We start from the raw sequence: 13,331 nt of genomic DNA, 5'->3' as shown, positions 1-13,331 counted from the left end.
ATGTCAAAGATCCCCGGTTTCCTGGGGAAGACCGAAAGGAACACGATGATCGTCATCATGGGAGCGTCCGGAACCACAGGCGGCGCGTTGCTACGCAGTCTCGCATCCTCGGGTGTGCCGAGCAGAGCGCTGTCCCGCGACCCGGACAGGCTGCGCGCCCACCTCGGCGATTTAGCCGACGGTGTGGTCGAAGTAGTGCCGGCCGACGCCGCAGACCCAACTTCGCTACGTACGGCTTTCAAAGGGGCCGAACAGCTTTTCCTCGCCATGGCCAACGGCCTCGACCAGGTCGAGCTCGAAACGCGTGTGATCGACATAGCCGCCGAGAGCGGCGTCGAACACATCGTCAAGATCTCCGACCCCGCCGCCGCGGCCGACTCCCCCATCGCTCTCTCCCGCGGCCACCATGCCGTCGGCGAACACCTGCGCGCATCCGGACTCCGCCACACCCTGCTCCGCCCTTACGCGTTCATGCAGAATTTGTTGCTCCTCGCCCCGGGGGTGGCTGCGCAGGGGGTCATTCTGGGCGCTATGCGAGACGCGCCGTGCAACTGGATCGACTGCCGAGACATCGCCGACGTCGCGGCCGCAGTACTCACGCGCGCCGACCTCGTCGGCGGTACCTACGTCCTGACGGGCAGCGAGGCGGTCGGCTACGGTGGCATCGCCGATTCTCTGACCCGCATGCTCGGTCGCCCCGTCCGATACATCGACCTGCCACCGCACGAACTGCGGCGAAACCTCGTCGATCATGCCCACATGCCTCCGTGGCTGGCCGAGCACATTCTGGAGATCCAGGAGCTTGCCATCTCGCGTCCGGAGTCACCCACCGACACGGTGACACGTGTGCTGGGGCGTGAGCCACGAAGCCTGGATGCATTCCTGCGTGAGCATCTGGACCGTTTCCGCTGATTTCACGCTGCGAGAGCGGCGCCGCCAGAGGCCACGGGGTTGATCAACGAGCCCACCGAATTCTGATCGGACCTCGTGCGGATTCCGGGTCGACGACTTCGCCGCCCTGGGTGATCTGTACTTCGCCGTCGGCGACCATGCGGCGGGCAGCCTCTCGGACGGAATCCATCAGCGGACGCCAATTGTCGGGTGCCGCTGCGCGAGCCACGTCGGAGGGGCAGATGCTCGACTCGGCTGATCGGGCACTGAGCAATTCGCGGATCTTCGCGGACAGATCCTTTTCTTCCACCATATGAGCCAGCTTCCGATCGTGACCGCTCGCAGTCAACAGCGCGGCAGGCTTTACTACGGCGAGTTGCGAATCAGGTCGGCTCGCATCGACGATCATTGACGGAATGGAGAACGCGAGCGCGCTACGAAGAGACACCGTCCGAGATTCGTACTCAGCCCGATCCCAGGAGTACACAGATCTCTTCGGCCACATGGATTCGACGCACGCATCTGATCGGGCCCTGGTGACCAGTTGGGCCGCCACATTGACCGGCCGTGTGCTCGACGCCGGGTGTGGGCCGGGGCAGTGGACGGACTTCCTGGCCCAGCGCGGGCTGGCCGTGAGTGGGATCGATCTGGTGCCGGAGTTCGTCGAACGCGCTCGCGATCAATACCCAGACCTTTCCTTCGAGGTCGGTGGCTTCGAGGCATTGGACGTCGAAGCGGATTCTCTGGGCGGCGTGCTGTCCTGGTACTCACTCATTCACCACCACCCGCAAGATATCGAGACACCGCTCGCTGAATTCGCGCGTGTGATCCGCCCAGGCGGTGGGTTGCTGGTGGGCTTCTTCGAAGGCGCAAGCGTCGAGGCTTTTGATCACGCGGCGACAACCGGCTATCGATGGCCGGTGGGTGAACTTTCCCAAGTGCTGGTCACGGCGGGTTTCGACGTGATCGAGACCCATACCCGGACGGGGAGCGGCTACCGGCCGCACGGCGCAATCACTGCCAGTCGGCGCAGCGGCGAATAACGGTTCGAGGCAGAGCGAACTGTCCTCTTTCATTCATTTCGTCCGAGTGGTGTGCTGGATGAGTCACTCCTCCGCATTTCAGCACCGGATCATCCACAGTTGAAGGAAGGCGCCATGACCACGATCCATCTTCACCAGACGACCACCGCGACGCCCGAACAGGTCCTCGCCGGCCTGACCGACTTCGGGCCGGGCCGTGAGGAAATCTTCGGCCGCAGCGCGGACAGTTACTTGAAAGTGCACCAACAGGGCCCCCACGAGGCTGATGTAACCGAGGGCTCGAGCGGCATCTGGGAACGCCTGCACTACGACTGGACCGACCCGCATCGCGTCGTGATGACAACCACCGATTCCAATCTGTGGGGTGGTGCCTCGAGCCACACCTACACCCTGACCCAGCAGCCCACCGGCCTGACCGATGTCGACGCCGTCGTGGTCCGCGACGGCAAGAACATCAAGGGAAAGCTCCTGGCATCGGTACTCGGGCTCTTCGGCACTCAGGTGTTGGGAAAGTCGTTCACGAAGTCCATCGAGGCCATCGAAGCTCGCAACGGCGGCGCGAAGAGGCAGCCGGGAGAGGGCTGAGTTCTTTACCGATTCGCGGTCATCGTCCATAGCAAGGTTTCAGAAGACTGCCCGATCCAATGGACGGGGCAGCGGTTCCAGCGCCCCGGCGTCACGGAGGCGTTCGTATGCCCGAAGGACTGTATCGACGGATCCGATCTGAAGCAGTACGCCCCGGCCCGGCACTGCGGAGGTTGTGACTCCCAACTCGGCAGGGAGCGCATCTGCCCTGGCTGCCGAGAGAAAACCGACTCGGCCCACTACGGGATCACCGACGCGATAGTCGGACTCGTCTTCGAGAGCGTCGAGGATGTTGTCGTCGGTGACGTCTCCGAAGTCCGGTTCCCACACAACGGCGAGCATCCGAAGTAGTTCTGTCTCAGGAACTTCGGCGGCAGCTGGCGCGCTGACAGCGAGAACCATCGACTGAAGGACGATTTCCGGTTCGCCGCCCGCCAGCCCGGAGAGTTCGAGTTCCCATTCTGGGCCACCGCCGGATGTGAGTCTCAATCCGATTCCCAGACGATCCGACCAATTCTCGGCAGTCCGTGCATTGTCGAGCACCTGGGTCAGTTGTTCGACGGTCAGGGTGGTGGCAGGTCCGGATGAGTGGACCTGTTGCCACGACCCACCGACTGCCTCCGGCAACAGGAACTCGACTTGTTCCAGGGTTCGTCGCCACCGGATCGACACGGCCTGAACCGATTCGGGCCGCCGTCCCCAGAACACACGAATTGCCCGTCGTGCCATCAATTCCTCCGGTAGGGATCGTCCTTGGGTAGCCATATTCCGTCTTCTTGGATTCCGAGATCAGTGACGTCCCGAGTAAGAGCGTCGACGGCGGCGAGAACAGCAGAGCGCGTTTCGTTCTCGCGGCACAGGAGCGACCACGTCCAGACTGCTGCCGGGTCGACCATTGAACGTGCGGTGAGGTCGGTTGGCAGCGTTGTGGTCTGACCCTTGGGTGAGTTGACCACGGGGCGGCCGATAGCTCGGACGTGATCGAAGAATGCGGGGCCGGTGATCCCGCCATCGTTGATGCGCAGGATCTGCGCGCCGGTATCGCGGGCGAATTCTTCGGCAAATACGTTCCACGACCACCAGGAGGTGGTGTCGTCGTCGACCAGTAGGACGACGTCTCGCGCCTGCACCGGCGTGGTGTCCGCACCGGAGGAGACCGCGTGAATCCGATCCGCGCCGAGTAGCCGGGCCTTCAAACCGTGTTGGGCTACATCGGTTTTCCGCACCCAGGCGATAGCAAGGTCGAGGCTACCGTCTGCCACCCGCGTGGCCTGCGCGTGCGAGGGCACCACCCACGGGTCGACGTGCAGTTGCGCAACCCCTGAGGTGCGCGCGACGAGATCCGTGGGAAGCCAGTTGACGTAGCCGATCCGGACGGGCTCAGCTCCGGACAGACGTTCCGCGCGACGGCGTAGATTCTCGGCTCGCTCGAGCAGCGCGCGGACGTCGGGGAGCAGCGCGGCGCCGGCCGGGGTCAGGGCGACGGAGCGGCGGTCGCGGACGAACAGCTTGACGCCGAGGTCGCGTTCGAGTGCCATGATCTGCTGCGACAACGAGGGCCCGGCTATCAGTAGCCGTGCCGCGGCTCGGCCGAAGTGCAGTTCCTCGGCGACGACCTCGAAGTATCTCAGCTGACGCAGCTCCACAATCCCAGATGCTACGTGCCCGGATGCTACGTGCGGTGGGAGGTTGCGCCTATCAGTCAGGAGCAAAGCGGTCGTGGCGGTCCGGCACGAACGAGGCACAGGATAAGTCCATGACCTCAGCCCAGAGCGCGACTTCTCCGCGAACGCACGCAGTCCAAGCCGGCGCTGCGTTGGCCGCGAGCATGGGCATCGGTCGGTTCGTCTACACACCGATCCTGCCGCTGATGCACTCTCAGGCTGGTATGTCCGCCTCGCTCGGCGCCACCCTGGCCACGGCCAACTACGTCGGGTACCTCATCGGTGCGCTCGCGGGAATCTTCATTCCCGGGGTGGTGCGTTCGGCAGCGGTGATGCGTACGTCGTTGGTGGTTCTCATTGCGACGTTGGTGCTCATGCCCACCACACACGACGGATCGATCTGGTTTGTCCTCAGGCTCGTCGCAGGCGTCGCCAGCGCCCTCGTCTTCATGATCGCCGTCAGCGCTTTGCACGCCCACCTTCGGGGAACGTCCCAATTCCTGGCCGGGTGGGGGTTCGGCGGAGTCGGGCTGGGTATCGCCTTGTCCGGTGTCCTCGTGTTCGTCATCCGCTTCATCGGCACCTGGAGTACAGCCTGGCTGGCATCTGCGACCCTCGCAGCGGTGTGCGCGGTCGTAGCCTGGAGACTGACACCGGAACCACGTCCGATCATCAGACCGGACGCACCCGCAACTATCGGTTCCCAACGCACACGCCGGTGGTTCACGCCCTTGTTCATCAGCTATTTCCTGGAAGGCATCGGCTACATCATCGCGGGCACGTTCCTTGTTGCCGCAATCGATCTCGCCGCACCCGAATGGGTGGGCAGTGGTGCTTGGATAGTGGTCGGGTTGGCTGCATTTCCGTCATGCGCCTTGTGGGCTTGGCTCAGCCTGCGTTGGTCGCGGCCGACTCTGCTGCTGGCTGCACTGTTGGTTCAGGCGGTGGGCATAGCGCTTCCTGCTGTCATCGGCGGCGTCGGCCCCGCGCTGATCTCCGCTTTCCTGTTCGGAGTGACCTTCCTCGGTGTCGGGTCGATCGTGTTGGCCATCGGCGCGCACCTGCAGTTCCCTCGCGCAGTGGCGTTGCTGACTGCTGGGTACAGCGTCGGTCAGATTCTTGGTCCGCTCGTTGTCACTCCGCTGCTACGAGACGGGTACCGCGACGCTCTGCTGCTCGGAAGTGCCGTCGTCTTTGCCGCGGCAGTGGCTGCCGCAGCCTTGCGATACCGATTCCCTTCCGATCTCGATGCGGGCCCTCGGACGGCCACCTCGAATGAGAAGGTAGTTTTTGATGTCAGATGACGAAACCGCCGGAGCACTGTCCGGCGTAGGACTGGAGATGTTCGAATGAGTGCACTCACAACCGATCTCGACCTGAAAGTCCCTGTCATCGCGGCCCCTATGGCCGGTGGAGCATCGACACCGGCTCTTGTCGTGGCCGCCGCGCGCGCCGGCGGCCTCGGCTTCCTTGCCGCCGGATACAAGACGCCACAGGCTCTCTCCGACCAGATGGACACTATGCGCACCGAGGGAGTCTCGTTCGGTGTCAATGTTTTTGCGCCCAACCCGGTACCTGTCGACGCCACCGCCTTCCGAACCTATGCCGAGGCGATTCAGGTAGAGGCAGATCGTTACGGCGTCACACTTCCCGTCGGGGAACCGGTCGAGGACGACGACTATTTCGAGGACAAGATCGATCTCCTCCTGGCAAACCCGGTTCCGGTGGTCAGTTTCACTTTCGGCTTTCCCGCCCCCGGCATCGTCAAGGCACTGCGCGCGGCCGGTTCGACTGTCGTGTTCACCGTGACCTCGGAGGCAGAGGCACTTCTTGCCGTCGACGCCGGTGCTGATCTGCTCGTCGTGCAATCTTCGGCTGCCGGTGGTCACTCCGGAACCATTACTCCCCTGCAGGTTCCGGCAGAAACACCGATCACCGAACTGATCGCTCGGATCCGTCACCGCACGTCGGTTCCACTGTTGGCGGCAGGTGGACTCGCAACGTCCGCCGACGTCGCAGCGGCCTTGCATGCCGGAGCGGAGGCCGCAGTAGTCGGTACTGTATTGCTGCGCACCGAGGAAAGTGGTGCCTCGGCTCCACACAAGTCGGCCCTGGCCGACGCCTCGCGTGGAAAGACCGTCGTCACACGAGCTTTCACGGGACGTCCCGCACGGGCACTTCGGAACGAGTTCATCGACCGCTACGATTCACAGGCGCCCGTCGGATACCCGGCCATCCATCATCTGACCAACCCGATGCGCAAAGCCGCTGTTGCACAGGGAGACCCCGAGCGCATGCACCTGTGGGCCGGCACCGGGTACCGTCACGCCACTGCCGAACCGGCAGAGGTCGTGCTTACGCGATTGATCAATCTGTGATGGCGCGGACACCCGACATCACAGTGCCGGAGGTAGTGACGTACGACGGGTTGCCCGGTGGCGCACACTCGCTTCGAGCCAAGCGTCCCGACGTGGCATTTCAACGCCTGCACACATTCCTGGAGGCCTGTGTCGAACCAGTCCGGTTGCCGTCCTGGACGTTCGAGATTCACAAGGGCGGGTCGCCCGCGCCGACCGAGCAGTTGTTCGAGCTTGCCACCGGGATCTTCGGTGGGCCACGACTCAAAGCGCAAACCCATACCGAATGGAACGTCCCACCTGGTTCCGTCAACGACGCGCTCGGTGTGCTTGTCCGGTCCGATGCGGTCACAACCTACGGACATTCTTTGGCGGCACTGACGTACAGCGCGCCCGTACGCCTGATCGACCCGGACACCCGCGTGCCGTTTCCCGACATCACCCCGGACATGTTCGGCGGTTTTGCCGTGGATGGATACGGCCGGACTCTGGGCGAATCTGGAATACGCGCAACCCTCGGCAACGCGGCATCCTCACTGTCCCTGTGGCTCAATCTGCCTGCAGACGAACGGTTGTCGTCCGGCGCTCGTCACCTACAAGACCATCTCCCGTTCCGGCTGTCAGCGAAACACTGGCGTCTCTGGCGGCCGACCCGTCGCGGAGGCTCGTACCGTTCCAACAAGATTCCGTCGCCGGTCCCCGACCACGGTTGAATCACGCTGCAAGCATCCTCATCTCGGGCAGAGTTCGCCGATCTCGGAGACAATGCGATTCGAGCTACGAACCACCCATACCGCGCGCCCGTCTCGCAATGACGGCATCAGAAATCGGTCCTTCTCAATGGGCCAGTGCACAAACGGAAATCCGCCGGCCAGCTCATCCTGGACTTCTCCGGCGATCAAGGCCCTCAGTTCCTGTGCAGACTGTTCGACGTGCGGCCCGACGCACCTGATACCGATCAGAGAACTGGTTCCTGCACTCTTGTCTTTTGGCCGCGGTCCAGCGTCGAGCGCGAGGTGGCACTGACCGTCATCGAGCATCGACACCGTCCACACGCAGTTCTGCATGTACGTATCAGGGCCGTGCCATCGGCATTGCAGATCCCTGCCGACGGCCTGGCACGCCTCGACGACGTTGGTAGGGGCGTCGTCTGGTGCATCCGGCCCCATGATCGGAAAGCTCCATACCTTCACGTAGTCGAAGTCGGGCATATACATGCCTTCACTGTGGCATGTTGTCAGAACGCCTCTTCCTCGAGTTCCATGATCTCGTTGTCCAGGGAACCCAGGATTTCTTTGGTCGACGCCAGGACGGGCAGGATGTTCTTCGCGAAGTACGACGCGACGACCACCTTGCCCCGATAGAACGACCGGTCCTTTGCCGACGCATCACGATCCAAGGCTGCCAACGCGACTTCGGCTTGCACCAGCAGTCGCCATCCGATGAGCAGGTCACCTACCGCGTACAGAAAGCGCACCGAGCCGAGGCCTATCTTGTACAACTCGGAAGGCTGGTCTTGGGAAGCCATCAGGTGGCCCGTGAGCGTCCCGGCCATCTCCTGCACGTCGGTCAACGCGGTCTCGAGTAGGACTCGTTCGGCCTTGAGACGACCGTTCCCGGCCTCGCTGTCGATGAACTCTCGTATGCGACCGGCTACGTGAGCGAGTGCAACGCCGCGGTCGCGGGCAATCTTTCGAAAGAAGAAGTCCTGCGCCTGGATTGCCGTGGTGCCCTCGTACAGGGTGTCGATCTTGGCGTCGCGGATGTACTGCTCGATGGGGTAGTCCTGAAGATAGCCCGAGCCGCCCAGGGTCTGCAGGCTCTCGGTGAGCAGTTCGTAGGCCTTCTCGGAGCCGACGCCCTTGACGATCGGCAGCAGTAGGTCGTTGACCCGCGCGGCCAATTCGGCGTCTGCACCGGAAACCAATTCGGCGACATCGGCATTCTGATGGGCAGCGGTGTAGAGGTAGACCGCTCTGAGGCCTTCGGCGTAGGCCTTCTGCATCGCCAGACTGCGTCGGACGTCGGGGTGGTGCGTGATGGCGACTCGGGGCGCGGTTTTGTTTGTCAGTTCGGTGAGGTCCGCACCTTGAATTCGTTCTTTTGCGTACTCCAGAGCATTGAGATAGCCGGTGGACAATGTTCCTGTTGCCTTGGTGCCCACCATCATCCGTGCATTCTCGATGACCTGGAACATCTGGGCGATACCGTTGTGCACATCACCCACGAGCCAGCCGACCGCGGGAACGTCCGTGGCCCCGAATGTGAGTTCGCAGGTCGGGGATGACTTGAGGCCCATCTTGTGTTCGACGCCGGTGACGTATACGCCGTTGCGCTCGCCCAGTTCGAGTGTCTCCGAATCGAAGTGGAACTTCGGAACGTAGAACAGGCTCAGCCCTTTGGTTCCGGGGCCCGCTCCTTCGGGTCGTGCAAGCACCAAGTGGAAGAGGTTCTCGGCAGTGTCTCCGACGTCGCCGCCGGAGATGAACCGCTTGACACCCTCGATGTGCCACGTACCGTCGCCCTGCTCGATCGCCTTTGTTCGGCCTGCGCCCACATCGGATCCGGCGTCGGGTTCCGTCAGCACCATGGTTCCAGCCCAGCCGCGCTCGAATCCCTCTTTGGCCCAATGTTTCTGCTGTTCGTTTCCGATGGAGTAGAGCACGCTTGCCATCAGCGGGCCCATGTTGAAGAAGCTCGCCGATCCGTTTGCCGCGACCAACATTTCGCCGATCGCCCAGACCAGCGGCGCCGGAGCGGGAACACCGCCCATGCCTTCTGGTAAACCGAGCCGAGACCAACCGGCCTCGTTCACCGCCTCGACGGTCTTGCGTAGCGGTTCCGGGACCACGACCGCGTGATTGGGTGCGTCGAATTCGACAGGGTTCCGATCTGCGTCGGCGAAGGACGCGGCGACCGGGCCCTCCGCCAGCCTCGCTACCTCGGCAAGAATGTTGCGCACAGTGTCGGTGTCGAGATCCCCGTAAGCACCGGCATCCAACAGTTCGCCGATCCCGAGTATTTCGAACAGATTGAACTCGATATCACGGACGTTGCTCTTGTAGTGACCCATTGTTCTCCGACCTTGGTTCGTCAGCGATACTGTTCGTCAGCAATACGGCTCGGCAGCGGTACACAGAAAGCCTGCCCCACAAGGAATTCAGTACGCAACCGTAGGTAGCGGCGAATGACTTTGCTGCGAAGTAGCGCAGCCGTAGATTGCTTTGAAACATTCACTCGTACAATCGGTTTCCGCTGTCGGGGTGCAGATCAGTCGCGTGGCAACCTTTGGCTCAAAGCAGCTGCACGCCAAGCGAAGTGCCCAACCTCACCTTCGGTGTCGTACGCATTTGCGGTGATCAGTGAACATGCTGCTCGGTAAACGATAGGTGCCTCTCGTTGGTAGCCGAGACCTTCCTCGATCTACGCGTGGAGCCCGAGTTCTGCCGTGCGCGCCTTCGGTATCGGTCAGAGGGTGAGTAGCACTTTGGTGGCGCGCCGCTCGTCCATTGCCTGGTAGCCGGCGGCGGCGTCCTCCAACGGGAGAGTGAGGTCGAAGACGATGCCCGGGTCGATCTGGTCGGTCATGATGAGCTCGATCAGTTCGGGTAGGAATCGCCTCACCGGCGCAGGACCGCCGAGCAGGCTCACCGTCGCGAAGAACAGGTTCATGCCGTCGAGTTCGACGCCGTGGGATACCCCGACGTAGCCGACGTGTCCGCCGGGACGGGTAGCTCCGATAGCCTGCATCATCGATTCTTGGGTGCCTACAGCTTCGACGGTCGAGTGGGCGCCGTAGCCGCCGGTGAGTTCCTTGATCTTCGCGATGCCCGCGTCGCCCCGCTCTTCGACGATGTCGGTGGCGCCGAATTGCGTGGCGAGTGCCTGCCGTTCGGCATGACGTGACATGGCGATGATCCGCTCGGCGCCGAGTTGTCTGGCAGCGAGGATCGCCAGGAGTCCGACTGCGCCGTCGCCGACGACGGCGACCGTTTTGCCAGGTCCAGCTTCCGCGGCTACGGCGGCGAACCAACCGGTGCCGAGTACGTCGGAGGCTGCAAGGAGACTGCGGGCCTGCCGCTCAGTCGGTTCTCCGCGGACAGGGACGAGGGTTCCGTCCGCGAGCGGGATGCGAGCGTATTCGGATTGGGTGCCGACCGAGCCCATCATGACCTGGTGGATACAGCGAGACTGAAAGCCGGCCGCGCAGATTTCGCAGGTGTTGTCCGACGCGACGAACGAGCCCACGACGAAGTCCCCAACTTCGATGTCGTTGACGTCAGGGCCGACCTGTTCGACGACGCCCACGTATTCGTGTCCCATCGGCGTCGGGCCATTCAGCTCTTCGATGCCGCGGTACGGCCAAAGGTCGGAACCGCAGACGCAGGTGGCTGTAACGCGAATGATCGCGTCGGTCGGTTCGACGATCACCGGTGCTTCGATCTCTTCAACCCGGACATCGCCGGGGGCATGCATGACGACAGCGCGCATGACGTGGCTCCTCACCATCGGTTTCTTCGTGTCCCTTCAACCTGATCACGATTTGGCGGCCTGCGGGAGTCCTGCGCGATAGTGGTACTGCGAGGGACTCCCTCGCTACCGGTCACTGACTTACCCTCGATGGCATGGACGATCGAGCGCAGGTACGCGAATTCCTCACCTCGCGGCGCGCCCGAGTCACGCCTGAGCAAGTTGGACTTCCGGCCGGATCGAACCGCCGCGTGGAAGGTTTGCGTCGAAGTGAAGTGGCAACCCTTGCCGGAGTGAGCGTCGAGTACTACACGAGGCTCGAGCGCGGAGCGATCAGCGGCGCGTCGCCGGGAGTGCTCGACAGCATTGCGAAGGCACTACGACTCGACGACGCCGAGCGAGCCCACCTTTTTGATCTCGCGCACGCGGCAAGCCCGGTAGCCAGGCCCCCGCGTCGGCGAAATACGAAGTGCTGGAAGCCCCATCAGAGCCTGCAGTGGGCGCTCGATGCAGTCACAGCGGGACCCGCTTTCGTACGGAACGGTCGCATGGATCTTCTTGCGGTCAACACACTCGCGCGTGCATTTTACAAGGATGTGTACGACATGCCGGGGCAGCCGCCGAACATCGCACGCTTCACGTTCCTCGACGAAAGAGCTTTCGAGTTCTATCCGGACTGGAACGCGTTTGCCGAGGTGACTGTCTCGATTCTGCGAACCGAGGCTGGGTGAGATCCGCACAACAAGGAATTGCACGATCTGATCGGTGAACTCAGCACTCGGAGTGAGGAATTCCGGCGGCGGTGGGGCGCGCACGACGTCCGCCATCACGGGGCCGGATTCAAGACTTTTCACCACTCCGCAGTGGGGGAGTTGACGCTTGCTTTCGAAGGTTTGGAGATGGCCGCCGAGCCAGGGTTGACGCTCACGATCTACACCGCAGAGCCGGGATCGCCCTCCGCCGAGCGGATGCAGCTACTCGCCTCGTTGGCAGCCAGTGGCAATGCGGACTCTGCGCCTCACGTGTCGGAGCGTTCGCTGACGGACGGCTGACGAACTGCGCGACGGTTGATGTGCGTCGTCAGTCGACGACGGTGCGCTTCGTGCGTTCCTTACGCAACAGGATCATCAGCGGCAGAAAGTAGAGAGCGGCGACGCCGGTGCCTACCAACACCGGCCCAGTGGCACCGAGACTCGAGGCGAACGCGAACCCGGCGATCCAGGAGCCGACCGCTGTGCCCAGATTGAACGACGAGGTGCTGAGAGCAGAAGCCATCGTCGGCGCCTGATCGGCATACCGCACAGCCATCCCGATCAGGATGGGATTGGTCGACATGCCGAACAGTCCCAGCATGACCACGAGAATCACTGTCACGAATGAGTTGTACGAGAAGAGGCAGAGCGCACCGAGTACGAGAAACGTCATCGTTGCCGAGGCGAACAAGACGCCGTACTGATGCTTTGCACCGAGTCGGCCGCCGAGATTGGAGCCGACGAACGCACCGAGTCCGTAGCCGACAAGTACCAGTGGCACTGCCGACGCGACAAGGCCCGTGTTCTCGGTCAACAGCGGCGAGATGAAACTGTATGCCGCCAGCGACGAACCGCATACGACGGTGCAGCCGGACAGAACGAGCCAGATACGTCCGTCCCGCAGGCTCGCGATCTCCGCTCGCCAAGACGGCACCGCACCGGAATCGGAGTCGGCGGGCACCAATCGATGGACAACGGCCGCGGCAACGAGTGCGAGGGCTGCGAGTGTCCAGAAAGGACCACGCCACCCGATGGTTTGGCCGGACAGAGCGCCGAGCGGAACACCGATGACGTTCGCGAGCATGCCTCCGCCCAAGACGATGCCGAGTGCGCGCGAGGAAGACGCCGGGCCTGCCGCTTTCGCTCCGACCACTGCGGCGACTGCCCAGAATGCGCCCGTCGCCACGGCGGTGAGGAAGCGGGCGCCGAGAATGAGTCCGAAGTTGGACGAGAGCGCGACGACGACGTGTCCGATCGCGAAGACAACCAGCGCCCAACTCAAGGTCACGCGTCGGGGAACCCTGAGTGTCAAGATCGCCATCGTCGGCGTGCCGACGATCATTCCGATCGCGAAGACGGTGATCATCAGCCCGACGTTCGCGATCGACGTGTCGAGGTCGCTCGCGATCTCAGGGAGAATGCCGGCGACGACGAATTCGGTTGTGCCCATAAGGAAAACGCCGACGGCCAGCACGTAGATCACGAGCGGCAGGCGGCCGGTTCCTTCGACTGTCGGGACGGAAATCATGAGGTGGTCAGTTCTCTTTCTGTTGACGACGCGCATGTCGT

The 13,331-nt window shown here is 63.0% G+C and carries 13 protein-coding genes and 1 pseudogene; 7 read left to right on the top strand and 7 right to left on the bottom strand.

Features of this window, described 5'->3' with window-relative positions:
• Positions 1-912 carry an SDR family oxidoreductase gene (locus I7X09_RS16155; protein ID WP_234036595.1) on the top strand — a complete coding sequence of 304 codons (912 nt, stop codon included), beginning with the start codon at positions 1-3 and terminating at the stop codon, positions 910-912.
• 43 nt (positions 913-955) lie between these two features.
• Here I7X09_RS16155 and I7X09_RS16150 read toward each other — a convergent pair whose 3' ends face one another.
• A complete protein-coding gene (locus tag I7X09_RS16150; RefSeq protein WP_200317868.1) occupies positions 956-1,204 on the bottom strand; it encodes a DUF3253 domain-containing protein in 249 nt (82 codons plus the stop codon).
• A gap of 103 nt (positions 1,205-1,307) precedes the next feature.
• Between I7X09_RS16150 and I7X09_RS16145 the strand changes: the two genes are divergently transcribed.
• Positions 1,308-1,934: a class I SAM-dependent methyltransferase gene (locus I7X09_RS16145; protein ID WP_200312995.1), complete on the top strand. Its 627-nt coding sequence runs from the start codon at positions 1,308-1,310 to the stop codon at positions 1,932-1,934.
• A gap of 114 nt (positions 1,935-2,048) precedes the next feature.
• On the top strand, positions 2,049-2,519 hold the full coding sequence (locus I7X09_RS16140; RefSeq protein ID WP_095971782.1) for a hypothetical protein: 471 nt from the start codon (positions 2,049-2,051) through the stop codon (positions 2,517-2,519).
• 39 nt (positions 2,520-2,558) lie between these two features.
• On the opposite strand, the gene I7X09_RS16135 is transcribed toward I7X09_RS16140, so the two are convergent.
• Together I7X09_RS16135 and I7X09_RS16130 are read right to left on the bottom strand one after the other, a co-directional pair.
• Positions 2,559-3,248, bottom strand: a complete 690-nt coding sequence (locus I7X09_RS16135) for an Imm52 family immunity protein (protein WP_166809979.1) — start codon at positions 3,246-3,248, stop codon at positions 2,559-2,561.
• Entirely contained in the window at positions 3,248-4,165 is a 918-nt protein-coding gene (locus tag I7X09_RS16130; protein ID WP_200312994.1) for a LysR family transcriptional regulator, read from the bottom strand. The genes I7X09_RS16135 and I7X09_RS16130 overlap by 1 nt, the downstream gene beginning before the upstream one ends.
• Before the next feature lie 110 nt (positions 4,166-4,275).
• Here I7X09_RS16130 and I7X09_RS16125 point away from each other — a divergent pair, with 110 nt between their 5' ends.
• From I7X09_RS16125 to I7X09_RS16115, 3 genes are read left to right on the top strand one after another with little or no spacing between them, the layout of a single operon-like run.
• Positions 4,276-5,487: a YbfB/YjiJ family MFS transporter gene (locus tag I7X09_RS16125; RefSeq protein ID WP_200312993.1), complete on the top strand. Its 1,212-nt coding sequence runs from the start codon at positions 4,276-4,278 to the stop codon at positions 5,485-5,487.
• Between the two features lie 45 nt (positions 5,488-5,532).
• Positions 5,533-6,561 (top strand): NAD(P)H-dependent flavin oxidoreductase, encoded by a 1,029-nt coding sequence (locus I7X09_RS16120; RefSeq protein WP_200312992.1) that lies wholly within the window; start codon positions 5,533-5,535, stop codon positions 6,559-6,561.
• Positions 6,558-7,253 carry a hypothetical protein gene (locus I7X09_RS16115; protein WP_200312991.1) on the top strand — a complete coding sequence of 232 codons (696 nt, stop codon included), beginning with the start codon at positions 6,558-6,560 and terminating at the stop codon, positions 7,251-7,253. Before I7X09_RS16120 ends, I7X09_RS16115 begins: the two co-directional genes overlap by 4 nt.
• Before the next feature lie 18 nt (positions 7,254-7,271).
• On the opposite strand, the gene I7X09_RS16110 is transcribed toward I7X09_RS16115, so the two are convergent.
• The 3 genes from I7X09_RS16110 to I7X09_RS16100 all read right to left on the bottom strand — a co-directional run bounded on the left by I7X09_RS16110 (position 7,272) and on the right by I7X09_RS16100 (position 11,031).
• The gene (locus tag I7X09_RS16110) at positions 7,272-7,757 is read right to left on the bottom strand and encodes a hypothetical protein (RefSeq protein WP_200312990.1); all 486 of its coding nucleotides are present in this window, start codon (positions 7,755-7,757) and stop codon (positions 7,272-7,274) included.
• A 20-nt stretch (positions 7,758-7,777) separates the two neighbouring features.
• Complete coding sequence (locus I7X09_RS16105) at positions 7,778-9,613, bottom strand: acyl-CoA dehydrogenase (RefSeq protein WP_200312989.1); 1,836 nt, start codon at positions 9,611-9,613, stop codon at positions 7,778-7,780.
• Between the two features lie 395 nt (positions 9,614-10,008).
• A complete protein-coding gene (locus tag I7X09_RS16100; protein WP_200312988.1) occupies positions 10,009-11,031 on the bottom strand; it encodes a zinc-dependent alcohol dehydrogenase family protein in 1,023 nt (340 codons plus the stop codon).
• A 134-nt stretch (positions 11,032-11,165) separates the two neighbouring features.
• On the opposite strand from I7X09_RS16100, the pseudogene I7X09_RS16095 reads away from it, so the two are divergent.
• Positions 11,166-12,062: pseudogene (locus I7X09_RS16095) on the top strand (helix-turn-helix transcriptional regulator).
• 28 nt (positions 12,063-12,090) lie between these two features.
• On the opposite strand, the gene I7X09_RS16090 reads toward I7X09_RS16095, so the two are convergent.
• Positions 12,091-13,290 carry an MFS transporter gene (locus I7X09_RS16090; protein ID WP_234036594.1) on the bottom strand — a complete coding sequence of 400 codons (1,200 nt, stop codon included), beginning with the start codon at positions 13,288-13,290 and terminating at the stop codon, positions 12,091-12,093.
• Positions 13,291-13,331 lie beyond the last annotated feature (41 nt).

The sequence above is a fragment of the Rhodococcus sp. P-2 genome (assembly GCF_016598535.1).
GTDB lineage: Bacteria > Actinomycetota > Actinomycetes > Mycobacteriales > Mycobacteriaceae > Rhodococcus_F > Rhodococcus_F baikonurensis.
Note: the sequence above shows the minus strand (reverse complement) of the source record. Positions and strands in the feature narration are given on the sequence as shown.